Annotated in this window: 25 protein-coding genes, 4 tRNA genes and 2 pseudogenes; 22 read left to right on the forward strand and 9 right to left on the reverse strand. The window is 67.4% G+C overall.

Going from position 1 to position 23,219, the window contains the following annotated elements; genetic code table 11:
- Positions 1 to 180: 180 nt before the first annotated feature.
- Entirely contained in the window at positions 181 to 1,377 is a 1,197-nt protein-coding gene (locus tag ABQF13_RS05970; RefSeq protein ID WP_448391797.1) for a cysteine desulfurase-like protein, read from the forward strand.
- Here ABQF13_RS05970 and ABQF13_RS05975 read toward each other — a convergent pair.
- Complete coding sequence (locus tag ABQF13_RS05975) at positions 1,369 to 2,358, reverse strand: NAD(P)H-quinone oxidoreductase (protein ID WP_448391798.1); 990 nt, start codon at positions 2,356 to 2,358, stop codon at positions 1,369 to 1,371. The two genes, ABQF13_RS05970 and ABQF13_RS05975, sit on opposite strands and share 9 nt — an antisense overlap.
- 78 nt (positions 2,359 to 2,436) lie before the next feature.
- Between ABQF13_RS05975 and ABQF13_RS05980 the strand changes: the two genes are divergently transcribed.
- From ABQF13_RS05980 to ABQF13_RS05995, 4 genes are all read left to right on the forward strand, one after another.
- Positions 2,437 to 2,949, forward strand: coding sequence for a MarR family winged helix-turn-helix transcriptional regulator (locus ABQF13_RS05980; RefSeq protein WP_448391799.1), 513 nt, complete (start codon positions 2,437 to 2,439; stop codon positions 2,947 to 2,949).
- Positions 2,950 to 2,980: 31 nt separating this feature from the next.
- A tRNA-Ser gene (locus tag ABQF13_RS05985) sits at positions 2,981 to 3,067 on the forward strand.
- A gap of 108 nt (positions 3,068 to 3,175) precedes the next feature.
- Positions 3,176 to 3,586, forward strand: a complete 411-nt coding sequence (locus tag ABQF13_RS05990) for a hypothetical protein (protein ID WP_448391800.1) — start codon at positions 3,176 to 3,178, stop codon at positions 3,584 to 3,586.
- On the forward strand, positions 3,586 to 4,497 hold the full coding sequence (locus ABQF13_RS05995) for an NAD-dependent epimerase/dehydratase family protein (protein WP_448391801.1): 912 nt from the start codon (positions 3,586 to 3,588) through the stop codon (positions 4,495 to 4,497). Before ABQF13_RS05990 ends, ABQF13_RS05995 begins: the two co-directional genes overlap by 1 nt.
- Here the strand turns inward: ABQF13_RS05995 and ABQF13_RS06000 are convergent, their stop codons facing one another.
- On the reverse strand, positions 4,498 to 5,322 hold the full coding sequence (locus ABQF13_RS06000; RefSeq protein ID WP_448391802.1) for a crotonase/enoyl-CoA hydratase family protein: 825 nt from the start codon (positions 5,320 to 5,322) through the stop codon (positions 4,498 to 4,500).
- 32 nt (positions 5,323 to 5,354) lie between these two features.
- Entirely contained in the window at positions 5,355 to 5,789 is a 435-nt protein-coding gene (locus ABQF13_RS06005) for a hypothetical protein (RefSeq protein ID WP_448391803.1), read from the reverse strand.
- A 41-nt stretch (positions 5,790 to 5,830) separates the two neighbouring features.
- On the opposite strand from ABQF13_RS06005, the gene ABQF13_RS06010 reads away from it, so the two are divergent.
- Positions 5,831 to 6,412 (forward strand): TIGR03086 family metal-binding protein, encoded by a 582-nt coding sequence (locus ABQF13_RS06010; protein WP_448391804.1) that lies wholly within the window; start codon positions 5,831 to 5,833, stop codon positions 6,410 to 6,412.
- Here ABQF13_RS06010 and hisC read toward each other — a convergent pair.
- Positions 6,409 to 7,461 (reverse strand): histidinol-phosphate transaminase, encoded by a 1,053-nt coding sequence (gene hisC, locus ABQF13_RS06015; protein WP_448391805.1) that lies wholly within the window; start codon positions 7,459 to 7,461, stop codon positions 6,409 to 6,411. The two genes, ABQF13_RS06010 and hisC, sit on opposite strands and share 4 nt — an antisense overlap.
- Positions 7,462 to 7,544: 83 nt before the next feature.
- Between hisC and ABQF13_RS06020 the strand changes: the two genes are divergently transcribed.
- Both ABQF13_RS06020 and ABQF13_RS06025 read left to right on the forward strand, forming a co-directional pair.
- Positions 7,545 to 7,633, forward strand: a tRNA-Ser gene (locus ABQF13_RS06020).
- A 35-nt stretch (positions 7,634 to 7,668) separates the two neighbouring features.
- Positions 7,669 to 7,741, forward strand: a tRNA-Arg gene (locus ABQF13_RS06025).
- Positions 7,742 to 7,855: 114 nt separating this feature from the next.
- Here ABQF13_RS06025 and ABQF13_RS06030 read toward each other — a convergent pair.
- Positions 7,856 to 9,080: pseudogene (locus tag ABQF13_RS06030) on the reverse strand (IS110 family transposase).
- Positions 9,081 to 9,377: 297 nt separating this feature from the next.
- Here ABQF13_RS06030 and ABQF13_RS06035 point away from each other — a divergent pair.
- The 3 genes and pseudogenes from ABQF13_RS06035 to ABQF13_RS06045 all read left to right on the forward strand — a co-directional run bounded on the left by ABQF13_RS06035 (position 9,378) and on the right by ABQF13_RS06045 (position 11,308).
- Positions 9,378 to 10,388: a prenyltransferase gene (locus tag ABQF13_RS06035; protein ID WP_448391806.1), complete on the forward strand. Its 1,011-nt coding sequence runs from the start codon at positions 9,378 to 9,380 to the stop codon at positions 10,386 to 10,388.
- 9 nt (positions 10,389 to 10,397) lie between these two features.
- Positions 10,398 to 10,901 (forward strand): metallophosphoesterase family protein, encoded by a 504-nt coding sequence (locus tag ABQF13_RS06040; RefSeq protein ID WP_448391807.1) that lies wholly within the window; start codon positions 10,398 to 10,400, stop codon positions 10,899 to 10,901.
- Positions 10,894 to 11,308: pseudogene (locus tag ABQF13_RS06045) on the forward strand (hypothetical protein). The gene ABQF13_RS06040 and the pseudogene ABQF13_RS06045 overlap by 8 nt, the downstream one beginning before the upstream one ends.
- Here the strand turns inward: ABQF13_RS06045 and ABQF13_RS06050 are convergent.
- Positions 11,305 to 11,829: a cupin domain-containing protein gene (locus ABQF13_RS06050; protein WP_448391808.1), complete on the reverse strand. Its 525-nt coding sequence runs from the start codon at positions 11,827 to 11,829 to the stop codon at positions 11,305 to 11,307. The pseudogene ABQF13_RS06045 and the gene ABQF13_RS06050 overlap by 4 nt on opposite strands.
- Before the next feature lie 58 nt (positions 11,830 to 11,887).
- Here ABQF13_RS06050 and ABQF13_RS06055 point away from each other — a divergent pair, with 58 nt between their 5' ends.
- Positions 11,888 to 13,765 carry an alkyl/aryl-sulfatase gene (locus tag ABQF13_RS06055; protein WP_448391809.1) on the forward strand — a complete coding sequence of 626 codons (1,878 nt, stop codon included), beginning with the start codon at positions 11,888 to 11,890 and terminating at the stop codon, positions 13,763 to 13,765.
- On the opposite strand, the gene ABQF13_RS06060 is transcribed toward ABQF13_RS06055, so the two are convergent.
- Positions 13,762 to 14,532 (reverse strand): SDR family NAD(P)-dependent oxidoreductase, encoded by a 771-nt coding sequence (locus ABQF13_RS06060; RefSeq protein WP_448391810.1) that lies wholly within the window; start codon positions 14,530 to 14,532, stop codon positions 13,762 to 13,764. The genes ABQF13_RS06055 and ABQF13_RS06060 overlap by 4 nt on opposite strands.
- 17 nt (positions 14,533 to 14,549) lie before the next feature.
- Here ABQF13_RS06060 and ABQF13_RS06065 point away from each other — a divergent pair, with 17 nt between their 5' ends.
- Both ABQF13_RS06065 and ABQF13_RS06070 read left to right on the forward strand, forming a co-directional pair.
- Positions 14,550 to 15,158, forward strand: a complete 609-nt coding sequence (locus tag ABQF13_RS06065) for a histidine phosphatase family protein (protein WP_448391811.1) — start codon at positions 14,550 to 14,552, stop codon at positions 15,156 to 15,158.
- A 45-nt stretch (positions 15,159 to 15,203) separates the two neighbouring features.
- Positions 15,204 to 16,229 (forward strand): phosphotransferase family protein, encoded by a 1,026-nt coding sequence (locus ABQF13_RS06070; protein WP_448391812.1) that lies wholly within the window; start codon positions 15,204 to 15,206, stop codon positions 16,227 to 16,229.
- A gap of 184 nt (positions 16,230 to 16,413) precedes the next feature.
- Here ABQF13_RS06070 and ABQF13_RS06075 read toward each other — a convergent pair whose 3' ends face one another.
- The gene (locus tag ABQF13_RS06075) at positions 16,414 to 16,788 is read right to left on the reverse strand and encodes a LapA family protein (protein ID WP_448391813.1); all 375 of its coding nucleotides are present in this window, start codon (positions 16,786 to 16,788) and stop codon (positions 16,414 to 16,416) included.
- Between the two features lie 94 nt (positions 16,789 to 16,882).
- Between ABQF13_RS06075 and ABQF13_RS06080 the strand changes: the two genes are divergently transcribed.
- From ABQF13_RS06080 to ABQF13_RS06100, 5 genes are read left to right on the forward strand one after another with little or no spacing between them, the layout of a single operon-like run.
- Positions 16,883 to 17,830, forward strand: a complete 948-nt coding sequence (locus tag ABQF13_RS06080) for an ABC transporter substrate-binding protein (RefSeq protein WP_448391814.1) — start codon at positions 16,883 to 16,885, stop codon at positions 17,828 to 17,830.
- Positions 17,827 to 18,924, forward strand: a complete 1,098-nt coding sequence (locus tag ABQF13_RS06085) for an ABC transporter ATP-binding protein (protein ID WP_448391815.1) — start codon at positions 17,827 to 17,829, stop codon at positions 18,922 to 18,924. The genes ABQF13_RS06080 and ABQF13_RS06085 overlap by 4 nt, the downstream gene beginning before the upstream one ends.
- Positions 18,924 to 19,607, forward strand: coding sequence for an ABC transporter permease (locus tag ABQF13_RS06090; RefSeq protein WP_448392032.1), 684 nt, complete (start codon positions 18,924 to 18,926; stop codon positions 19,605 to 19,607). Before ABQF13_RS06085 ends, ABQF13_RS06090 begins: the two co-directional genes overlap by 1 nt.
- Before the next feature lie 5 nt (positions 19,608 to 19,612).
- On the forward strand, positions 19,613 to 20,419 hold the full coding sequence (locus ABQF13_RS06095; protein ID WP_448392033.1) for an ABC transporter permease: 807 nt from the start codon (positions 19,613 to 19,615) through the stop codon (positions 20,417 to 20,419).
- Entirely contained in the window at positions 20,416 to 21,015 is a 600-nt protein-coding gene (locus ABQF13_RS06100; RefSeq protein WP_448391816.1) for a putative glycolipid-binding domain-containing protein, read from the forward strand. Before ABQF13_RS06095 ends, ABQF13_RS06100 begins: the two co-directional genes overlap by 4 nt.
- Here the strand turns inward: ABQF13_RS06100 and ABQF13_RS06105 are convergent.
- Positions 20,957 to 21,937 carry a prephenate dehydrogenase gene (locus ABQF13_RS06105; protein ID WP_448391817.1) on the reverse strand — a complete coding sequence of 327 codons (981 nt, stop codon included), beginning with the start codon at positions 21,935 to 21,937 and terminating at the stop codon, positions 20,957 to 20,959. The two genes, ABQF13_RS06100 and ABQF13_RS06105, sit on opposite strands and share 59 nt — an antisense overlap.
- Positions 21,938 to 22,030: 93 nt before the next feature.
- On the opposite strand from ABQF13_RS06105, the gene ABQF13_RS06110 reads away from it, so the two are divergent.
- From ABQF13_RS06110 to ABQF13_RS06120, 3 genes are all read left to right on the forward strand, one after another.
- A complete protein-coding gene (locus ABQF13_RS06110; protein WP_448391818.1) occupies positions 22,031 to 22,549 on the forward strand; it encodes a tRNA adenosine deaminase-associated protein in 519 nt (172 codons plus the stop codon).
- A 51-nt stretch (positions 22,550 to 22,600) separates the two neighbouring features.
- A complete protein-coding gene (locus tag ABQF13_RS06115) occupies positions 22,601 to 23,053 on the forward strand; it encodes a nucleoside deaminase (protein WP_448391819.1) in 453 nt (150 codons plus the stop codon).
- 67 nt (positions 23,054 to 23,120) lie between these two features.
- Positions 23,121 to 23,211, forward strand: a tRNA-Ser gene (locus ABQF13_RS06120).
- The last annotated feature ends 8 nt before the right edge of the window (positions 23,212 to 23,219 follow it).

Here is a 23,219-nt window from a genome sequence, read left to right on the forward strand (position 1 = left end):
CAATGCAACGCGCCGTCAATGGATAGTGAGCAACAACTATGGAACTAGCACTCCGCACCCGCCGCTGACTCGACTACTATGGCCACGCAGGCGACCCAGCCCGGCAGGGCGGGTCGGGCCGGCATCGGCCGAAAACTTCGTGTCGGTCGTGATTTCATACACGCTCAAAGGTGGGCTGGCATGGCATACGACGTCGCCCGGGTGCGGGGCTTGCACCCGTCTTTGGGCGACGGATGGGTGCGCTTCGACGCGCAGCACGGCATGCTGCTGCCCGACACCGTCGGCAGGGCCGTCTCCACGGCGTTTCGCGGTTCGATGCCCACCCCGGTGGGGCCGCATCCGGCCGCTCAGCGCAGCGCCGCGGTGCTCGCCGCCGCGCGCCAGGCGGTGGCCGACCTCGTCAACGCCGATCCGCGCGGGGTGGTGCTGGGTTCCGACCGCGCCGTGCTGATCACCGCGTTGGCCGACGCGTCGTCGGCGCGCGTCGGGCTGGGCTACGAGATCGTGGTGACCCGCCTCGACGACGAAGCCAACATCGCGCCGTGGCTGCGCGCGGCGAACCGCTACGGCGCCAAGTCCAAGTGGGCCGAGGTCGACATCGAGACCGGGGAACTGCCGAACTGGCAGTGGGAGAGCCTGATCACCCGGCCCACCCGGCTGGTCGCAATCGCCTCGGCCTCAGCGACTTTGGGCACCGTCACTGATCTGCGGGCGGTCACCAAGCTGGCCCACGATCTCGGCGCGCTGGTGGTCGTGGACCATTCGGCCGCCGCACCGTACCGGTTGATCGACATCGACGAGATCGACGCCGACGTGGTGGCGGTCAACGCCGTGGCGTGGGGCGGGCCGCCGATCGGCGCGCTGGTGTTCCGAGACCCGGCGATGATCGACTCGTTCCACTCGGTCTCATTGGACCCCCACGCCGCCGGACCAGCGCGGCTGGAGGTCGGCACCCATCAGTTCGGCATGCTCGCCGGCGTCGTCGCCTCCATCGACTACCTGGCGACCCTCGAGGAGTCGGCGAGCGGCACCCGCCGCGAAAGGCTCGCCGTATCAATGCAATCGGCCGCGGCGTACATGGACCGGCTGTTCGACTACCTGCTGAGCGCGCTGCGCTCGCTGCCGACCGTCATGGTCATCGGCCGGCCCGAGGTGCGGATTCCCGTGCTCAGCTTCGCGATCAACAACGTGCCGGCCGAACGGGTGGTGCAGCGGTTGGCCGACAATGGCATCCTGGCGATCTCCAACGCGAACTCGCGGGTGCTGGAGGCCATCGGCGTCAACGACATCGGCGGCGCGGTCACCATCGGGTTGGCGCACTACACCACGATGGCCGAAGTCGATCAGCTGGTGCGGACGCTGGCGTCCCTAGGCTGAGCCGTCCTCGACGCGCAGCAGGACCTTGCCGGCCACGTCACCGGACGACAACATCTCATGCGCGGCCTGGGCCTGGGTGATGGGGAACTCGGCGCCGATGATCGGGCGCACCTGACCGCTCTCGACCAACGGCCACAGGTTGGCGACCACCTCGGTGACGATGTCGCTCTTGCTGCCCCGGCCGGTGACCGGGCGGGCCCGCAGCGCGGTGGCGATCACACCGCCGCGCTTGCCGAGAAGCTTGGCGATGTTCAGCTCGCCCTTCGCACCGCCCTGCATGCCGATGATCATCAGCCGACCGTCGGGTGCCAGCGCGTCGACGTTGCGATCGAGGTAGGCCGCACCGATGATGTCGAGGATCACGTCGGCGCCGACGTCGGACTCGGCGCGGATCCGCTCGACAAAGTCCTCGTCGCGGTAGTTGATGGTGATCTCAGCGCCCAGTTCGGCACACAGGTCCAGCTTGTTGCGCGAGCCCGCAGTGACCGCCACCCGGCAGCCGAGCGCACGGCCCACCTGAACGGCATGCGTGCCGATTCCGCTGCCGCCGCCGTGGACGAGCATCAGCTGACCGGAGCGCAGACCGGCCGTCATCACCACATTGGACCAAACCGTGCAGGCGACTTCGGGCAGTCCGGCCGCGTGGTGCAGGCTCACCCCGTCGGGAACCGGCATGACCTGGCCGGCCGGCACCGCGACGTACTCCGCATATCCACCGCCTGCCAGCAAAGCGCAGACCTGTTGCCCTACGGACCAACCGGTGACCCCGTCGCCGAGCGCTGCGATGGTGCCGGACACCTCCAGGCCGAGAATCTCGCTGGCCCCCGGCGGGGGCGGATACTTTCCGGCGGCCTGAAGCAGATCGGCCCGGTTGACCCCGGCGGTGTGGACTTTGACCAGCACCTCGCCGCTAGCGGCCTCAATATCGGGGATTTCTTGCCAGGTCAGTCGATTTTCGGTTTCGGCCAAGACAGCATGCATTCAAATAACGCTACTACGCTGGGAAAACAGTAATGTCGAGACCTTCCCAGCAATGCAACATGTGTTTACTATTGCGGAATGGAGGGGATCATCGGGGGACGTACCGCCAGTGATATGCCGGGTTTGGACATCGCTGAGCAGAGGTCCTGGCAAAACTTTCTCGACTCGGCGCTGCGGCTGTACGCGACGCTGAACCGGTCGCTGGTCGACGCCCATCACCTGACGCTGAACGATGTGCGGCTGCTCGACATCCTGGATAAATCAGCCACCGGATCGTCGCGGATGGGGGATCTGGCCGACGGCTTGATGTCGCTTCCGAGCCGCGTCACCCGGCAGATCCGGCGGCTGGAGTTGCAGGGTCTGGTGCGTCGCGGCGCCAGCCCGGACGACGGCCGCGGGGTGCTGGCCACCATCACCGACGAGGGCCGAACCGCCGTGCGTGAGGCGCTGAAAACCTACGGCGAGGGGGTGCGCCTGCACTTTCTGGGCCGGCTGTCGCGCCCGCAGGTCGCTGCGATGGGGGAGAACTGCCGGCGCATCAGCCTGGCCCTCAAATCCGAGGCGCCGTCGGCCAAACTCGGCCGGGTATAGCCGTCGCGTCAGACCCCGTACCCTTGTCGGCGGTGGCGTGGCAGAGCGGCCTAATGCACTCGCCTTGAAAGCGAGAGACGGCTAACACCGTCCGGGGGTTCAAATCCCTCCGCCACCGCAGCGCCTTTTGCATCATTTGCGTCGAGTGTGGGGTCTTGTCACGCTTAGCCGCCCGAACACGTGCGGGTAACCCACGTTCGGCGGGTCCGAGGATTAGCGTGACCGTATGACAACGACACCGACGCGCACAAGAGCCGGGTTCGTCGAGGTCACCCTCGTGGTATTCGGGGTGTATGCGCTGGCCATCGGGTTGTTCATGCTCGTCGCCCCCGGCGTTTTTTTCGACACGCTCGGCAACTTCGGCGTGCGCAACGACCATTACATCTTCGACAACGCGACGTTTGAAATCCCGCAGGGTCTGATGTTGTTGGCGGCGCTGCGCTGGCGGTCGTGGCGGGTTCCCGCGCTGGCGTTCGCGACGGTGCACTGGGTGCTGCACACCATCAGCCACATCGTCGACCCGCACCACGGCGCGGGCGACTGGATCGGATGGCTGGAGGCCGGCGGCCTGGCGGCCACCACGGTGATCCTGGCGATCGCCCTGCGCGCCAGCATCATCGGCGAGCGGGCGAACTGATGCGCGTGTTGGTCGCAGGCGCTACGAGCGTGCCGGGACTTCCGCTGCTGCGTGAACTGGGCGCCCGTGGCCACGACGTCGTCGGCATGACCCGGTCGCCGGCCAAGACGGCCGAGATCGCCTCGACGGGCGCTCAACCGGTGGTGTGCGACGTGTTCGATGCGGCCGAGACCGACGCGGTGGTCGCCGACATCCGGCCCGACGTGGTGATCAGCCTGCTGACCACGCTGCCGAAGCGAGGGCCCATGCGGGTCAAGGACTTCGAGCCGGCCAGGACGCTATGGGGCAGCGGCGCACCGAATCTGGTGCGCGCCGCGCAACGCGCCGGTGTGCGACGTGTGGTGGCCGAGTCGGTGATCTTCGCATACGGCTACGGTTCGACGGGGCCGGCGCTGATGGACGAGACCGATCCGTATCCCGGCCCGCCGCCGCCAGGTGGTGCCGACATGCTCAACGCGCTGCGCGGCATGGAACAGGTGGTGTTGACGTCCTCTGAGAACAGCGACACCGAGGGAATCGTGTTGCGCTACGGGGTGTTCTACGGACCCGATGTGCCGCACACGCAGATGTTCACCCGGTTGGTGAAGTGGTGGCTGATGCCGGCGGTCACCGGGACGGGCGTCGTGTCGTGGATCCACATCGACGATGTCGTCGCGGCGACCGCCAATGCCGTAGACAAGGGCCGGGGCGGGCAGATCTACAACGTCGTCGACGACCGGCCGCAGTCCTTCGGCGACTATGTGCGCGAAATGGCGGCCGGGCTACGTCGACCGCGGCCGCTGCCGATCTCCCCGCGGCTGTTCGGCTTGATCGCGCCCTACGGTCGGGCCGCCTTTGCCGACACTTGGCTGCCGCTGTCCAACGCCAAGGCCAAGGCAGAACTCGGCTGGATGCCCCGTCCCAGAGCCTGACTATTCGCCAGTGAAGTTCGGCTTGCGCTTCTCGAACGTCGCGCTGATGCCCTCGGTCAGATCCTTCGACGGCAGGAACGCCGAATTCCACGCCGCCACGTAGCGCAGGCTTTCCGAGACGCGGGCGATGCGCTGCTGATCCAGCACGTCCTTGATCCCCGCGACGGTCAACGGCGGATTGCCTGCGATCTCGGCGGCGGTCGCATGCGCGGCGGCCAGCGATGCCTCGGCGTCGTCGTAGACGTCGTTGACCAGACCGATCTTCTCGGCACGCGCCGCGTCGATGTCCTTGCCCGTCAGGGCCAGTTCGCGCAAGTGGCCGTCGTTGAGGATCAACGGAAGCCGGGCCAGGCTGCCGACGTCGGCCACCATCGCCAGCTTGATCTCGCGCACCGAGAATTTGGCGTCGGCGCTGGCGTAGCGGATGTCGACGGCCGAGACCAGATCCACACCGCCCCCGATGCACCAGCCGTGCACGGAGGCGATCGTCGGCGTGCGGCAGTCCGCGACGGCGCTGATCGAGCCCTGCATCCGCAGCACCGTGGCGTGGAAGTCCGCGCGCGGCCTGGCCGACGTCCCGTCGGTCAGCACCCCGGAAAGCGTGCCGCCCATGGCGGGCACGTCGAGCCCGTAGCTGAAGTTCTTCCCCGATCCGGTCAGCACGATCGCTCGCACGTCGCGGTCGGCGTCGAGCTCGGCGAACACCTCCGGCATCTCCGCCCAGAACGCCGGCCCCATGGCGTTGCCCTTGCCGGGACCGATCAGCGTCACCCTCGCGACGTGGTCCTCGATGTCGACGGTGACGGATTCGTATGTTTCGGCCATGGCCAGAAGGCTAGCGACTCGCGAAGACCCTGTTACGGCGGGCCGCCGCCCAGCAGGACATCGTTGACCGTCGCCGAGGGCAGGAACTGACAGGCGGCTTCGGCGAGGATCTGGCCGATCGCCTCGCCGTCGGGGCCCAGCGGGTTGTTCTTCTGCTCGAGGATCTCGCGGATCACCGCCAGCCGGGTGGCCTCATCGAGACCGTTGAACTCCTCGCACGTCATGTTGAGCGCGTTCGGCGGCGGTGGCACCTCCGGGATGTCGGTGTTGCGGCCCGGCAGCGGGAACTGGGGGATCGGAACGCCAGGCAGGCCGGGCAGTCCGGTCGTCGGCGGGCGGGTGGTGGTGGTGATGGGCGGACCGGGTTCGGTGGTCTGCGCGACGGTGCCTTCGGTGGTGCGTTGACATGCCGTCGTCACGGCAACCAGGATCAGCGCCGCGCCCGCCAACCGCACATGCGTCTTCATCTGCGCAACGATATGCGCACACGCGACGTAGCGTGGAACACATGCCCGAGGACCTGCGCCCAGGACCGGATTCTCCGCCCACTGATGAGCTGCGCAGCGCCGAGAAGACGTTCGCGGTGTTGCAGCACGTGCTGCACGGTATCGCCGCCGATGACCTGCACAAGCAGACGCCGTGCCGGGAGTTCGACGTCGCCGCGCTGACCGACCACCTGCTGAACTCGATCACCATGATCGGCGCCGCGGCCGGTGCGAAGTTCCCCGAGCGCAACCGCGACGACTCGGTGGAGGAGCAGGTCGTGCGAGTCGCCCGGCCGACCCTGGATGCGTGGCAGCATCGCGGGCTGGAAGGCACTGTGCCGTTCGGTACCAACGATGTGCCGGCGAAGACGATGGCGGGCATACTGTCGCTTGAATTCCTGGTCCACGCCTGGGATTTCGCTACGGCCGTCGGCCGCGAGGTGACCGCGCCGGAGTCGCTGTCGGACTACGTGCTGGGCCTGGCGCAAAAAACGATCACCCCGCAAGGCCGCACCAGGGCCGGCTTCGACGAAGCGCTCGATGTACCTGCCGATGCACCCGCATTGGACCGGTTGATCGCGTTCACCGGCAGACGCCCGGGCTAGACCTGCATCCAACGCCGGGCGAACCCCAGGAACGCGTCGTTCTCCTGCGCGGAGGCGACGGTGACACGCACGCCGTCGTCGCCGTAGGGGCGGACGATGATGCGGTTGTCGGCGGAAGCCGCGGCGAACTCCGGGGCGCGGCCGGGCAGCGGCAACCAGACGAAGTTGGCCTGCGACGGCGGCACCTCGTAGCCGGCGTCAAGCAGTGCCTGCGTCACCCGGGCGCGTTCAGCGACGACGGCGTCGGTGCGGGCCAGCAGCTCATCGGCGGCGTCCAGCGATGCGATGGCCGCGGCCTGCGAAACGCTGGTCGCGGTGAACGGCACGTAGACCTTGCCCAGCGCGGTGATGATGTCCGGGTCGCCGACCGCATAACCGATGCGCAGCCCCGCCAGCCCGTAGGCCTTCGAAAACGTCCGCAGCACAACGACGTTGGGATGTGCGCGGACCAGCCCGAAGCTGTCGGGCACCAGCGGGTCGCGGATGTACTCGACGTAGGCCTCGTCGATGGCGACCAGGATGTGCGGTGGCACCGCGGCGACGAAGCGGGCCAGCTTGTCGGGGTCGACGACCGTGCTGGTCGGGTTGTTCGGGTTGCACACGAAGATCAGCCGGGTGCGGTCGGTGATTGCGGCCAGCATCGCGTCGAGGTCGTAGGTGTGGTCGGTCAACGGCACCTGCACCGGGGTGGCGCCGGCGGTGCGGACCTGCAGGGGATAGATCTCGAAGCTGCGCCAGCCGTAGAGCACCTCGTCGCCGACGGTCGCGGTGATCTGGATCAACTGCTGGCACAGGCTCACCGACCCGCAGCCCACGGAGATGTGCTCGGGGGTGAAACAAACGTGCTCGGCCAGGCGTTCCTTGAGTGCGACGTAGCCGTTGTCGGGATAGCGGTTGATCGAGTCGGTCGCCTTCGCGATGGCCTCGCGCACGCTGGGCAGCGGGCCGTGCACCGTCTCGTTGCTGGCGATCTTGATCGCGCCGGGCACCGTCCTGCCGGGTGTGTAGGCGGGAAGATCGGCAAGCTCGGGGCGGAGACGGGCGGGCACCGGACCAGTCTATGGGGCACCCACCTGCGCTTTGCCTCCCGCTAGCACGGCTGTGTACTCTGTCGGATCGGCGGTAAACGTCAGGAGGCGTGCCAGAGCGGCCGAATGGGGCTCACTGCTAATGAGTTGTCGCCCTCAAAGGCGACCGGAGGTTCAAATCCTCTCGCCTCCGCGACGGTCGACTTGTCGGCCGATAACTGAACACATGCGCCCGTAGCTCAACGGATAGAGCATCTGACTACGGATCAGAAGGTTAGGGGTTCGAATCCCTTCGGGCGCGCTCTTCTCTACACCGCGATCGCAGCCCTATGCGCGAGATTGCAGCCAGGGCTGTTGGGCCTCATCACGACCCTGAGCGCAATCTCGCCGCTAGACATCCCAGGACCGTAAGTTGTCAAGCAGCCTCGCTGTCTGGGGCGGTCTGGCGGTGGGACCAGGCTTTGTGTTCGCTGTAGGCGGTGTGGTGGCGCAGGCAGCCGTGCAGGATGCCGACGAGGCGGTTGCCCAGGGCCCGTAGCGCTTGGTGGTGCAGGTCGCCGGCGGCGCGGTGCTGGTCGTAGAAGGCGCGGGCGCCGGGGCTGTTGGTCAGGGCACAGAAGGCCCATTGGTAGATCGCGTCGTAGAGGCGACGGTTGCGGACGTGACGGGCCAGCACGGCACGTTTCTTGCCCGACGCGATGGTCAACGGTGAGGTTCCGGCGTAGTTTTTGCGAGACTTGGCGGTGGTGTATCGGTTCGGGTCATCCCCGAACTCACCGAGCACCCGGGCGCCGAGGATGACACCAAGTCCTGGCAGGGAGAGGTAGATGTCGGCGTCCGGGTGTGTCTCAAAATGTGTCGCCAGCTCAGCTTCGAGATCGGCGATCTGGTGGTTCAACTCGGTGATGATCCCGACCGCGGCGCGGGTGGTGGCCCCGAACGCGGCAGTGACCGCGGCCGGGGCGGCGAGTTGCTCGACGCGTAACGCCGCCTGAATCTCGAGGGCCTTGGCGTCGAGGTTGCGTTGTCGCCCAGCAGCTTTGAGTGCCGATCGGATCTTGGAGACACTCAGTCGAGCGGCGTCGGCCGCGGTGGGGGCGCGACCCAGGATGGCCAGCGCGTCACGGCCGGAAAGATCGTCGAAGGCCTCCAACGCCGCAGGGTAGTACTCCCGCAACGCACTGCGCAGCGCGTTGGTGTTCCGGTTACGGCTCCAGATCAAGTTCTGATGCGCCCGCGCCAGGACCTTGATCGCCTCGACGTCCCGGGGTGTCCCCGGCGATCGGGCGGTGGTTGTGCCGGTCAGTGCGCACCAGATCGGCGAGCAGTTTGGCATCGGCGGCATCAGATTTCGCGCCCGAGACCTGGTGGCGGTCGCGGTAGCGGGCCACCGCGAGCGGATTGACGGCGAACACCTCGTAGCCTGCCGCGGCGAGCGCTTCGACCCACAGCCCGCGGTCGGTTTCGATACCGATCACCACCTGGGTGGGTTCCTCGGCGTGGGCGGCCACCAGTTCGTGAAACCCGCGAATGCCGGCGAGCCCCTCCGGGAGCCGACGCGAGGCCAGCCTGGCACCGTCGGAGTCCATCACATGGACGTCGTGATGGTCCTCGGCCCAGTCGTCTCCAACGAATATCATCCAAATCACCTCCTGCTCGGTATGGGTGAAACCTGTTCGAGCCGAAGGACACCCGGCGGCAACCTAATGGATCAGTGCTCGAAGCACGACACCCCATCAGCGCTATAGGCGGCCTCACCAACCGGCCCGGGGCACGATCTAGCGGTAGGAATCGACGATCATTCCAGGCCCTCACAGTGCTCACCGGCCAGCGGCTCGATAATCAGCTTCGCCCGAACCGACCACTACCGGTCGAAGGCTCGCTGATCGGTTCCCATTAGGCTCCGCTCGGCGTCATCACCCGCCTACGATCCTTAAATGGCCGAGGTCAGATCGCGTTCGCGGCTGAGTTCCTGGATGTACGCGCTGCGCACCACCAACCCGCCGCCGGACGGGCGCATCGATTTCGTCACCCGCTGGCTGGTGGTCACCCGCGCGGCCGTTTTGCCGATGACGCTGTTCGCCGGCCTGGTCGCGGCGTTGCTGGCCATCGGGCAGCCGGGCCTGGACTGGCGCTGGCTCACCCTCGCCGTCGTCGGAATCGTGCTGGCCCACATCGCCAACAACTTGATGAACGACCTCTACGACACCAGCACCGGGCTCGACGAGGCCACCTATCCGCGGGCGTTGTACGCACCCCATCCGGTGCTGTCCGGGCTGGTCAGCAAGCGCACCCTGGTGCTGTCGATCCTTGCGGTGAACGTCGCCGACCTGGCGATCCTCGTCGTGCTCACCTGGGCGCGCGGATGGCCGGTGCTGGCGTTCGGGCTCGCCGGCTTCGTGCTGTCCGTCGCCTACACCGCGCCGCCGCTGCGGCTCAAGAAGCGTGGGCTCGGCGAACCCGACGTGCTGATCGTATGGGGCCCGCTGATGGTGTGCGGCACCTACTACTCGGCCGTCGGCTCCGTCGGATCCGACATCGTGCTGGCCTCCATCCCGTACGGCCTGCTGTGCACGACCGTGCTGATGGGTAAACACATCGACAAGATCCCCTACGACGAACCCCGCGGCATCCGCACCCTGCCCGTCATGCTCGGCGCACCCCGCGCCCGCACCGCGACCCTCGCAATGCTGGTGGGCTTTTACGTTCTGGTCGCCGTCGCCGCGGCCGTCGGTGCGATGCCGTGGCCGGCGCTGCTGGTCCTGCTCGCGCTGCCGCGGCTGGTCAAGCTGTGGCCATACTTCCGGCGCCCGCCGCCCGACGAACCGCCGCCCAACTTCCCGGTGTGGCCGCTGTGGTACGCCGCGCTCGCTTGGGTGCATGTCCGGTTGGCCGGCGCGCTGCTGGTCGTCGGGCTGGCGATCGGCGCGGTGCTGCGGATCGTCTAACTTGGAGGCGTGCGGCTCCTGCTGATCGCAGATACCCATGTTCCCAAGCGGGCCCGCGATCTGCCCGAGGGGGTGTGGGACGAAGTGTCGAAGGCCGACGTCGTGGTGCACGCGGGCGACTGGGTGGACGTCTCGCTGCTCGACAAGCTCGAGAAACGGGCCAAGCGTCTGGTCGCGTGCTGGGGCAACAACGACGACGCCGAATTGCGCCGTCGCCTTCCCGAACGCGCCGACGCCAACCTCGGCGGGCTGCGCTTCACCGTCGTGCACGAGACCGGCGCCGCGACCGGCCGCGAAGCCAGGATGGCACGGCAGTACCCGGACACCGACGTGCTGGTGTTCGGCCACAGCCACATCCCCTGGGACACCACCGCGAAAACCGGTCTGCGCCTGCTGAATCCGGGTTCACCCACCGACCGCCGACGACAACCGTTCTGCACCTACATGACCGCGCGGGTCGCCAACGGCGCACTGTCCGACGTGCTGTTGCACACCCTCGACCGTCATGCGTGACCGGCCCGCCCGCATCGCCGACGTCCACGAGATCGCGTCGCGCATGCCGCACACGACCCGCGTCGAGGGACCGAAGGGCAACCCGATCTACCAGGTCGGCGGCAAAGTCGTTCGCATTCTTCCGCACGCCCCAACCCCACGCTGAGGACCCCGACACCGGCGAACGCTACACCGACGTCATCATGATCTGGGTCGAGTCCGAGGCCGACAAGATGGCGTTGATCCAGGACCCGAACTCACCGTTCTTCACCACCGACCGCTTCGACGGGCACCTCTCAGTCTTGGTGCGCGCCAGCCGGTTACGGGAGATCGGACGCGTCGAACTGACCGAGCTCATCCAGGATGCCTGGCTGTCGCGGGCGTCCAGGCGACGCGCCGACCGCTGGCTGGCCGAACACCGTTTCTAGCGCGTCACGTTGGCGTGCGACGCGCCGCAGATGAACACCGCCATCCGCGCGGGAGTGTCGCCGGGGTTCTTCCAACGATGCCGCGTGCCGTTCTGTACGACGGTATCGCCCGGACGTAAGGTCACCTCGGCGCCGTCGTCGAGTTCGAGGACGACGGTGCCCTCCAGTACCACCTCGAAGTCGATGGTGTCGGTGGTGTGCATGCCGGGATCCGAGGGATCCATGTAGCCGAGCATCCCCGGCAGCACGTCTTCCATCTCCGCCAACCCCTTCTCGATATCCAGCGGCTGGGCTTCCGCGCCGAGCGACGGCGGCAGCGTGAGCATTGCGAACCGGAAGCCGCCGATGGGCGGAAAGTAGCTGTGCCACTGCGGCATCGAGCCATCGCCAGGAAACTCCGGTGCCTTGTCGCCACCCCACAACTGGTGAAACTCGGCCCCCGGCATCAACGTCGGACGGACGGGCTGGACCGTATCGTCGCTGACGAATACCGACTTCCCAGCTGCATCATGTCCAGTCACCACTCGGCGTATGTCCATTGGTGCAGTGAACCATCCACCGGGTGCATATTGTGTCGACATGGAACAGAAACCGCCGACCGCCGTCATCGAATCCGCCCACCGGCAACACTTCAACGACCTGCCCTTCGACGACACCGCGGATTTCGACAATGCCGACCGCGGGTTCCTCGCGGCGCTGAGCCCGTGTGTGATCACGGCGGCCGACGGCACCGTCGTGTGGGATAACGACGCCTATGCGTTTCTGGGCGGTGACGCGCCGACGTCGGTGCATCCCAGCCTGTGGCGGCAAAGCCAACTGTGCGCCAAACAAGGGCTGTATGAGGTCGTCGAGGGTATCTACCAGGTCCGCGGATTCGACCTGTCCAACATCAGCTTCATCGAGGGCGACACCGGCGTCATCGTCATCGACCCGTTGATCAGCACCGAAACCGCGGCCGCCGCGCTGGCACTGTATCGGGAGCACCGCGGAAATCGTGCCGTCAGCGCTGTTATTTATACCCACAGCCACGTCGACCACTTCGGCGGCGTGCTCGGCGTCACCACCCAGGCCGACGTCGACGCCGGCAAGGTCGCGGTCATCGCGCCCGAACACTTCACCGAACACGCCGTGCAGGAAAACGTCTACGCCGGAACGGCGATGGCGCGGCGCGCCACCTACATGTACGGCACCCAACTGCCGATCGGCGTTCAAGGCCAGGTCGGATGCGGACTGGGCCAACGCACTTCGACCGGTGAGGTGGCGCTGATCGTGCCGACCGTCGACATCACCCGCACTGGCGAGACCCACACCGTCGACGGCGTCGAGATCGAGTTCCAGATGGCGCCCGGCACCGAGGCGCCCGCCGAGATGCACTTCTACTTCCCCCGCTACCGCGCGCTGTGCATGGCCGAGAACGCCACCCACAATTTGCACAACCTGTTGACCTTGCGCGGGGCGCTGGTGCGCGACCCGCACGTGTGGGCCGGCTATCTCACCGAGGCGATCGACGCGTTCGCCGACCGCACCGACGTGGTGTTCGCGTCGCACCACTGGCCGACGTGGGGACACGACCGCATCGTGGAATACCTTTCGGTGCAACGCGATCTGTACGCCTATCTGCACGACCAGACGCTGCGGCTGATCAACCAGGGCCACACCGGCGTGGAAATCGCCGAGCAGTTCCAACTGCCGCCCGTGCTGCACAAGGCCTGGCACACCCACGGCTACTACGGTTCGGTCAGCCACAACGTCAAGGCCGTCTACCAGCGCTACATGGGCTGGTTCGACGGCAACCCCGGCCGGCTGTGGCCGCATCCGCCCGAGGCGATCGGACCCCGCTACGTAGAGGCGATGGGCGGGGTTGACCGCGTCGTCGAACTCGCCACGGCCGCCTTCGATGACGGTGACTACCGCTGGGCGGCAACGCTTCTTGATCACATTATGTTCACCGACGAGAACCGCCGCGCCGCCCGTTTACTGTACGCGGACACGCTGGAACAGTTGGCCTACGGCGCGGAGAACGCCGTGTGGCGCAACTTCTTTCTGTCCGGTGCCACCGAGCTTCGCGACGGTAACTTCGGCACCGCCACCCAACCGACCTCCCCGACCCTGTTGGGGCAGCTGACGCCCGAGCAGATCTTCGACAGCCTTGCGCTCAATGTAAACGGTCCTCGCGCATGGGATTTCGATATCGCCATCGACGTGACGTTCCTCGACGCCGGCACGAACTACCGGTTGACGTTGCGCAACGGGGTGCTGGTGCACCGCGAGGTACCTGCTGATCCGGCCACCGCGCAGGCCACCGTCGCGCTCGCCAACAAGCTGCGGCTGCTGGCACTTGCCGTCGGCGACAACGACTCCCCGGGTCTGGAGGTGACGGGCGACACCGCGGCGCTGGAATCGCTGATCGCCGCGGTGGACCGGCCCGACCCGGCGTTCGACATCGTCACGCCCTAAGGAATGCCGCCGTCGACGCGGATGATCGAGCCCGACGTGTAGCTCGACGCGTCGGACATCAAAAACAAAGCGGCGCCGATGATTTCGGGCGGGTTGCCGAGTCGCTTCAACGCGAAGTGCTGTGCCCCCTTGGTCGTCGCGGGGATGTCCCAGGCCTTGCTGATGTCGGTGAGGAACGGGCCCGGCATCAACGTGTTGACTCGCAACGTCGGTCCATAGGCCAGCGCGAGACCCTCGGTCAGCGCGTTGAGCCCGGCTTTGGCGGCCGAATACGGCAATTGCGCCGGCTGCGGACGGCGTGACCCGCTGGAGCTGACGTTGATGATCGACCCGCCGCCGTCGGCAACCATCCGTTCGCCGACCAGAGCGGACAGCCGGAACGGGCCCTTGAGGTTGAGGTTGAGCACCGAGTCGAACAGTTTCTCGGTGACCGAGGTCAGCGATTCGTACAGCGGTGACATGCCCGCGTTGTTGATCAGCACGTCGACTTTGCCGAACTGCTCATAGGACGCGTCGACCAGCCCGTCGAGCTCGTCCCAGCGCCCGACGTGCACCTGATACGGGAACGCCCTGCGCCCGGTTGCTTCGGCGATCTCGGAGGCGGTGGCCACACACGCGTCGTACTTGCGGCTGGCGATGATGACGTCGGCGCCGCACTGCGCGGCGGCGAAGGCCATCTCGCGGCCGAGGCCCCGGCTGCCCCCGGTGACCAACACCACCCGATCGGTCAAATCGAAAAGTTCGTCGGCGTACCCCCGAGAAGTCATGACCATATGGTGTCACGGTGCAGTTGTTACTCATCCGGCATGCGTTGCCGCATCGCAGTGAGCCGGGCCAGGGCTCGGACCCCGACCTGTCCGAGGAAGGCGTCAAACAGGCGGCGCGGCTACCCGATGCGCTCGCGCGGTTCCCGATCACCCGGCTGATCAGCAGCCCGCAGCGCCGCGCGCACCAAACCGCGCAACCGGTCGCTGACGCGCTGGGGCTGCCGATCGAGATCGATGCCCGGCTGGCCGAATATGACCGGGACCTGGCCCACTACATCCCGATCGAGCAGATCGCCGCCGAGTATCCCGAGGAGTTGGCCCGGCTGGCCAGCGGACACCTGCCCAGCAGCGTGGACGAGGGCGCGTTCCTGGCCCGCGTCAACGAGGCCGTCCGCGACGTGGTGGCCGCGGGCAACCACGAGGACACCGTCGCGGTGTTCAGCCACGGCGGCGTGATCAACGGGCTGCTGCACACCATCCTGCGTACCGAGAGGGTGCTGTGCGTCAACGTCGACTACGCGGGCGTCACCCGGCTGCTGTCCTCGCGCGGGGGCCCGCTGTACGTGGCGTCGGTCAACGGCACCGAACACGTATGGGATCTGCTGCCGCGGAATCTTCGGTGGTGAGCGCTCGCGCGAACCGCCCATCCAGGCAGGTGGTAGACACATGCCGTGACTACTTCCCCGGAGGGGCTCGACCTGCAGGCCCTCGACCGCCATCTGCGTTCGGTCGGCATACCGCGCGCAGGTGAGCTGCGCGCCGAGTTGATCGCCGGCGGCCGCTCCAACCTGACGTTTCTGGTCCGCGACGACGCGTCACAGTGGGTGCTGCGACGGCCGCCGCTGCACGGTCTGACCCCGTCGGCGCACGATATGGCCCGCGAGTACCGCGTGGTCGCCGCGCTGGCCGACACCCCGGTTCCGGTGGCGCGTGCGGTGACGATGCGCAACGACGACGCCGTTTCCGGCGCACCGTTTCAGATGGTCGAGTACGTCGAGGGCCGAGTGGTGCGTTACGCCGACGAACTCGAGCAGCTCGGCGACCAGGCCGCGATCAGCGACTGCGTCGACGCGCTGATCAAGGTGCTCGCCGACCTGCACTCAGTGGACCCCGAGGCGGTCGGGCTCGGCGATTTCGGCAGGCCCAGCGGATATCTCGAACGCCAGGTGCGGCGCTGGGGCGGCCAGTGGGAACTCGTGCGCCGCGACGACGACCCGTGCGACGCCGACGTGCGCCGCCTGCACAGCGCGCTCGCCGGGGCGATTCCGCCACAGAGCCGCAGCTCGATCGTGCACGGCGACTATCGCATCGACAACACGATGCTCGACGCCGACGACGCCACCAAGGTGCTGGCCGTGCTGGACTGGGAGATGTCGACGCTCGGTGACCCGCTCAGCGACGCGGCGCTGATGTGCGTGTACCGCCACCCGATGTTCAACGTCATCCACGCCAGCTCGGCGTGGGCGTCACCGCTTATGCCCGAGGTCGACGACCTCGCCAACCGCTATGCGGTGGCCTCCGGCCAGTCCCTGGACAATTGGGATTTCTACATGGCGCTGGGCTGCTTCAAGGTGGCGATCATCGCCGCGGGCATCGCCTACCGGGCCCGCGTGGGCGGCGGCGTCGCCGACGACACCGAACAGGTGGACCAGGCGGTGGGCCCGCTGATCGCCGAGGGCCTCAAGACGCTGGCCTAAGCGCGGCGGGTTGCCACAGGCATTCCGCGAAACGTACGTTAGCGCGGCCGCCTCTCGCACTTTTCCTCGTTAACGTACATCTCGCGAACGTGTCGGTGTGCGGATGCAATATTCGCGCGTGGAAGACGTCTTTCTGGGCAGCGAAGCACTCGCCAAAGGCAAGCTCGCTGGGGAAACGCCAGAACTAGCTGCGGGAGCCTAGGTTTTTCTTGGCCGCGCGGCGCAACTGCACCATGCGCGCGGTGCCGATCGCGACGGTCAACAGCCCGCCGCACACCGCGGCCAACAGGATCGCCACGCCCACAGGCAGATTCCACTCCCATGCGAAAAAGTGGATCGTGGTCGTGTCGGTGTTCTGCATGATGAATACCAGCAGCACGATCAAAATCACGAACCCGGTGATCAACGCCGCCCACAACGCCGCGGCCCGGGTGAACTTCACCGCGGACTCCGGGTGCATGAGGTACTCACCGGCGGTGCCCGTAGCTTCTGCCGGAGTTCCCCGCGAGGGCTCCTGGGCAGGGTCGGGTAACGGCCGCTGCGCGGGATCGCTGGTCATGACTCCATCTTCACCCTTTCCCGCGGCGAATGAAACCACCAGTCGATAGTGTCGGCCGAACGATTACGCCGAAAGGACCCGAGAGGATTTGGGCATGCGCAACGTCGGCAGGTGGAGGGTGGCCGTTCTGGCGTTGCTGTTCGGGCTGGTAAGCACCACGGCCGCGTGCGGCAGCTCCAACCCGCTGGGCGGCGGAACCGTCTCCGGTGACCTCAAGACGATCATCGTCGGCTCCGCGGACTTCACCGAAAGCAAAGTGCTCGCCGAAATCTACGCCCAAGCCTTGGAGGCCAACGGCTTCACGGTGTCACGCCAGTTCGGCATCGGCAGCCGCGAAACCTACGTACCCGCCGTCCGGGACCACTCCATCGACCTGATCCCCGAATACACCGGTAACCTGCTGAACTACTTCGAGCCCACGTCGACGGTGACGAAACCCGACGCGATCGTCCTGGCCCTGTTGCGGGTGTTGCCCGGCGACCTGTCGATGCTGCCGCCGTCGCAGGCCGAGGACAAAGACACCGTCGCCGTCACCCGCGAAACCGCCGAGAAGTGGAACCTCACCACCATCGGCGATCTGGCTCCGCACGCTGCCGAGGTCAAGTTCGGCGGGCCGTCGGAATTCCTTGACCGCGCCGAGGGCCTGCCCGGGCTCAAGAAGAACTACGGGCTCGACATCCCGCCGGGCAACTTCGTCTCGATCAACGACGGCGGCGGCCCGGCCACCGTGCGCGCGCTGGTCGACGGCACCGTCACCGCCGCCAACATCTTCAGCACGTCACCGGCGATCCCGCAGCACGACTTGGTGGTCCTCGAGGACCCGAAGAACAACTTCCCGGCCGCCAACGTCATGCCGTTGGTCAGCTCGCAGAAGAAGTCCGACGAGCTCAAGACGGTGCTGGATGCGATCTCGGCCAAGCTGACCACCGAAGCACTGATCGAGATGAACAGCGCGGTCACCGGAAACACCGGCGTCGACCCCGACGAAGCGGCCCGAAAGTGGGTTCAGGACAACGGCTTCGACAAGCCGGTGAGCGGATGATCGTCTTCGACCACATCACCAAGAAATATCCCGACGGCACCCTCGCCGTCGACGAGCTCACTCTGGAGGTGCCCACGGGCACGCTCGCGGTCTTCGTCGGGCCGTCGGGCTGCGGTAAGACCACCTCGATGCGGATGATCAACCGGATGATCGAGCCGACCTCGGGCACACTCACCGTCAACGGCGACGACGTTGCCGCCGTCGACCCCGTGAAGCTGCGCCTTGGCATCGGCTACGTCATCCAGAGCGCCGGCTTGATGCCGCACCAACGCGTCGTCGACAACGTCGCGACGGTGCCCGTACTCAAAGGCGAAACCCGCCGCGCCGCACGCAAAGCCGCGCTGGACGTCCTCGAACGCGTCGGGCTGGACCCCGCGCTGGCCAACCGCTACCCCGCCCAACTGTCCGGCGGCCAACAACAACGCGTCGGGGTGGCGCGGGCGCTGGCCGCCGACCCGCCGATCCTGTTGATGGACGAACCGTTCAGCGCCGTGGATCCCGTGGTCCGAGAGGAGCTGCAAACTGAAATCCTGCGGCTGCAAAGCGAGTTGCACAAAACCATCGTGTTCGTCACCCACGATATCGACGAGGCCATCAAGATCGGGGAGAAGATCGCGGTGTTCGGCCGCGGCGGCGTGCTGCACCAGTACGACGCGCCCGCGCGGCTGCTGTCCAATCCTGCCAACGACTTCGTCGCCGGGTTCATCGGCACCGACCGCGGTTACCGTGCCCTGCAGTTCCGGCACTCCAGCAGCCTTCCGCTGCACGACATCCGCTCCGTTGGCGAAGCCGACATCGATGCGCTCACCCTCGGCCCGACCGACTGGGTGCTGGTGACCAAAGACGACGGAACCCCGTATGCGTGGATCGACGCCGACGGGGTCGAACTGCACCGCAACGGCAGCCCTCTCTACGACAGCACCACCGCCGGCGGATCGCTGTTCACCCCCGAGGATTCGCTGCGCCAGGCGCTCGACGCCGCGTTGTCGGCACCCTCGGGCATCGGAGTAGCCGTCGACGCCGACGGTAAGCCGCTCGGCGGTGTGCTGGCCGCCGATGTGCTTGCCGCGCTCCAACAGCAGAGGGGTAGCTGATCCACTACCTGCTGACGCACCTCGACACCGCGTGGGAGCTGACGATCATCCACGTGCGGCTGTCGCTGATCCCGATCGTGTTGGGGTTGTTGATCGCCGTACCGCTGGGCGCGGTGGTGCAGCGGACCACCTATCTGCGGCGGCTGACGACCGTCACGGCGAGCATCATCTTCACCATCCCGTCACTGGCGTTGTTCGTGGTGCTGCCGTTGGTCATTCCGACCCGGATCCTCGACGAGGCCAACGTCATCGTCGCGCTGACCCTCTACACGTTCGCGCTGCTGGTGCGCGCGGTGCCAGAAGCCCTCGACGCCGTACCCGACGCGGTGCGTGACGCTGCCACCGCCGTCGGCTACCGGCCGCTGATCCGGATGCTCAAAGTCGAACTGCCACTGTCGGTTCCAGTGCTCATCGCCAGCCTTCGCGTCATCGCGGTCACCAACATCTCGATGGTGTCGGTCGGCTCGGTGATCGGCATAGGCGGCCTGGGCACCTGGTTCACCGAGGGCTACCAGGCCAACAAGAGCGACCAGATCGTCGCGGGCATCATCGCGATCTTCGTGCTGGCGGTCATCGTCGACACCCTGATCATGCTCGCGGGCCGGGCATTGACGCCTTGGACACGTGCGTCGCGCACCACGCGCATCAGCCGCGCCGACCGCATCAAGGCGGTCGCCGGATGAGCCCGATGACCTTCCTTACCGACGCGCTGGCATACATCTTCACCGCCGCCAACTGGGGCGGGTCGGCGGGACTGGCCGCGCGCATCTTCGAGCACGTGGAGTACACGGTGCTCGCGGTGTTCTTCTCCGCGCTGATCGCCGTGCCGGTCGGGATGCTCATCGGCCACACCGGGCGGGGCACGTTCGTCATCGTCACCGGGGTCAACGCGCTGCGGGCCTTGCCGACGCTAGGTGTGTTGCTGCTCGGGGTGCTGCTGTGGGGGCTGGGGTTGGTGCCGCCGACCGTCGCGCTGATGCTGCTGGGCATCCCGCCGCTGCTGGCCGGCACCTACGCCGGCATCGCCAACGTCGACGCCGCGGTCGTCGACGCCGCCCGCTCGATGGGCATGACCGAACGCCAGGTGCTGCTGCGCGTCGAGGTGCCCAACGCGCTGCCGCTGATCCTCGGCGGGCTGCGCACCGCCACGCTGCAGGTCGTGGCGACCGCGACCGTCGCCGCCTACGCCAGCCTCGGCGGCCTGGGCCGCTACCTCATCGACGGCATCAAAATCCGGCAATTCCACATCGCGTTGGTGGGCGCGTTGATGGTCACCGCGCTGGCGCTGATCCTCGACGCCGCGCTCGCGTTCGCGGTTTGGGCGTCGGTGCCCGGTTCCGGGCGGCTGCAGAAACTGCGCCGCATGCCGCAGCCCTTTCTCGGCGACGAGGTCACGCTCGAATCCCGTCAGCGCACGCCCGCCCACGACACCGCGACCGGCCCGTCGGAGCCGCGGTACGGACGAGGGGACCCGTCGCTTACCGTAGAGGGGTGAGCGATGCAGGCGGTTCCGACGCAGCCCAGAGCGCATGGCCGGCGATTCTGACATGGCAGTCGCACGATGTGGCCCGCATGGAATCGGTCAGGGTGCAGCTGTCCGGCAACCGGATCAAGGCCTACGGCCGCATCGTCGCCGCCGCGACGCCGTCGCACCCGGCGTTCTCAGCCTCCTACAACCTGATCACCGACGAGGCGGGAGCCACCAAGCGGCTGTCGCTGACCGTCACCCTCGCCGAGCGTGAACGCCAGCTGTCGATCGCCCGCGACGAGGAGAACATGTGGCTGGTGCAGGACCACACCGGGCAGACGACCCGCTCGGCCTTCGATGGCGCACTCGACGTCGACGTGATCTTCAGCCCGTTCTTCAACGCGCTACCGATCCGCCGCAGCGGCCTGCACCAGCGCTCGGACTCCGTGTCTTGTCCGGTGGTGTACGTGCGGCTGCCGGAGGTCTCGGTGGACGCCGAAGTCATCAGCTACTCCAGCGCCGCCGACGGGATCAAACTGCACACGCCGGTCGCCGACACCACGATCACCGTCGACGCCGAGGGCTTTCCCCTCGACTATCCCGGGTTGGCAACGCGGATCTGATCACCCCGCCCGCGCGGCCCGCGGCGGCCAGTTCCTCACGCCAGCCTTGCTCTCCGATGGCGATCGTGACGATCTCCGGCCGGTCGAAGCTGTCGTAGCGCACGCGCGCGGCGTGCCCCGCGTCGACCAGATCGCTCAACGGCTGGTTCGCCGCCAGCGCGTCGCGCGCATGGCTGAGCAGCCCCAGCGTGCGCTCCAGCACCGGCACCAGTTGATCGGCGTTGGCCTCACACATCGCCCGCACCAGTTCCGGCGCGGTGGCCGCCACCCGGGTGCCGTCCCGAAACGATCCTGCCGCCAGCGCGAACGCCAGTGGCGCCTCGCCCGCGGTGACGGCCAGCGCCTCGGCGAGTAGGTGCGGGAGGTGTGAGATGGTGGCCGCGGCGGCGTCGTGTTCGTCGGAGCGGGCCGGGACGACGAAAGCGCCGCAGTCCAGCGCCAGCGCCATCACCTCGGCCCAGACGTCGGTTCGGACATGGTCGTCGACGCTGAGCACCCACGGCGCGTCGGCGAACAGGCGGGCGTCGCCCGCGGCCCAACCGGACTGCGCGGTCCCTGCCATCGGATGGCCGCCGACGAAGCGGTCCAGCAGCCCGAACGAGCGGACTTCTTCCAGCACAGCACTTTTCACGCTGGTGACGTCGGTCAGCGGGCACTCGGGGGCGGCGTCGCGGACATGCCCAAGCATCAGCGGCAGTGCCGGCACCGGAACGGCCAGCACGATCAGCGCGTTGCGGTCAGCCGCGCGGGACAGCGCGGCATCGATGTCGTCGGTGGCGTCGTATCCGTCGGCCTTGGCGGCCTGGACGGAATCCAGTGAGCGGTTGTAGCCGAAGACCTCCCGGTCGGCAGCCGCGGCGGCGCGCATCACTGAACCGCCGATCAGGCCCAGGCCGACCACGCAAACGGGCGTCTTCGTCACCCGTCAAGGTTGGCACATCGTCTGGCATCGGCGGATGTCAGGCTCCGTGCGGTTCCTGGTAAATGGCCTGGTCGGCGACTACCGTAAGCCGACATGGGAGCACAGCGTGCGCCGGCACGAGAGCAGGCCGATATGCCGGACGGCTTCGGCGTTGCGGTCGTGCGCGAGGACGGTAAGTGGCGTTGCGCGCCGATGCGTCGTGCGGCTTTGACCAGTTTAACCGCAGCCGAGACCGAACTGCGTGAAATACGCAGTGCCGGAGCAGTGTTCGGGCTGCTGGATATCGACGACGAGTTTTTTGTCATCGTCCGCCCCGCCCCATCGCGCACGAGGCTGCTGCTGTCGGACGCCACCGCGGCGCTCGACTACGACATCGCCGCCGAGGTACTCGAGGAACTCGACGCCGACATCGGCCCGGAGGACCTCGACGAGGCCGAGCCCTTCGAGGAGGGCGACCTCGGTCTGCTGTCCGACGTCGGGCTGCCCGATGCGGTGCTCGGGGTGATCCTCGACGAGACCGATCTGTACGCCGACGAGCAGTTGGGCCGCATCGCGCGCGAGATGGGTTTCGCCGACGAGCTCTCGAAGGTGCTCGAGCGCCTTGGCCGATAGGCGATTTGTGTGCGTTTTGTTGCGCACACCGCTCGTGAACGCACACAAATCGTGAAGACGGACGAGGAGCTCATCCGCGACGCGCTGGCGGCGGCGCGCGGTGCCGGCCCCCGCGACGTGCCGATCGGCGCGGTGATCGTCGCGGCCGACGGCACCGAGTTGGCGCGGGCGGCCAACGCGCGTGAAGCGCTGGGTGATCCCACCGCGCACGCCGAGATCGTGGCGATGCGGGCCGCAGCGACCGCGCTGGGCGACGGCTGGCGGCTGGCGGGCACCACGCTGGCGGTCACCGTCGAACCCTGCACGATGTGCGCGGGAGCGCTGGTCATGGCGCGGGTGTCGCGGCTGGTGTTCGGGGCGTGGGAGCCCAAGACCGGGGCGGTGGGCTCACTGTGGGATGTGGTGCGGGACCGACGGTTGACGCACCGGCCGCAGGTGCGCGCAGGTGTGTTGGCCGACGAATGCGCGGCTCCGCTGGAGCAGTTCTTCGCCCGACAGCGATGAGCGCTTGCGCGAAGACCCGACGGCACGAGTTGGAATAGGAGGGCGGGCGCCCGGTAAGCTGCCACACGGTGGCGTGTCCGAGCGGCCTAAGGAGCACGCCTCGAAAGCGTGTGACGGGTAACCCCCGTCCGAGGGTTCAAATCCCTCCGCCACCGCCAAATTCTTC

The organism is Mycolicibacterium sp. XJ879 (assembly GCF_053483935.1).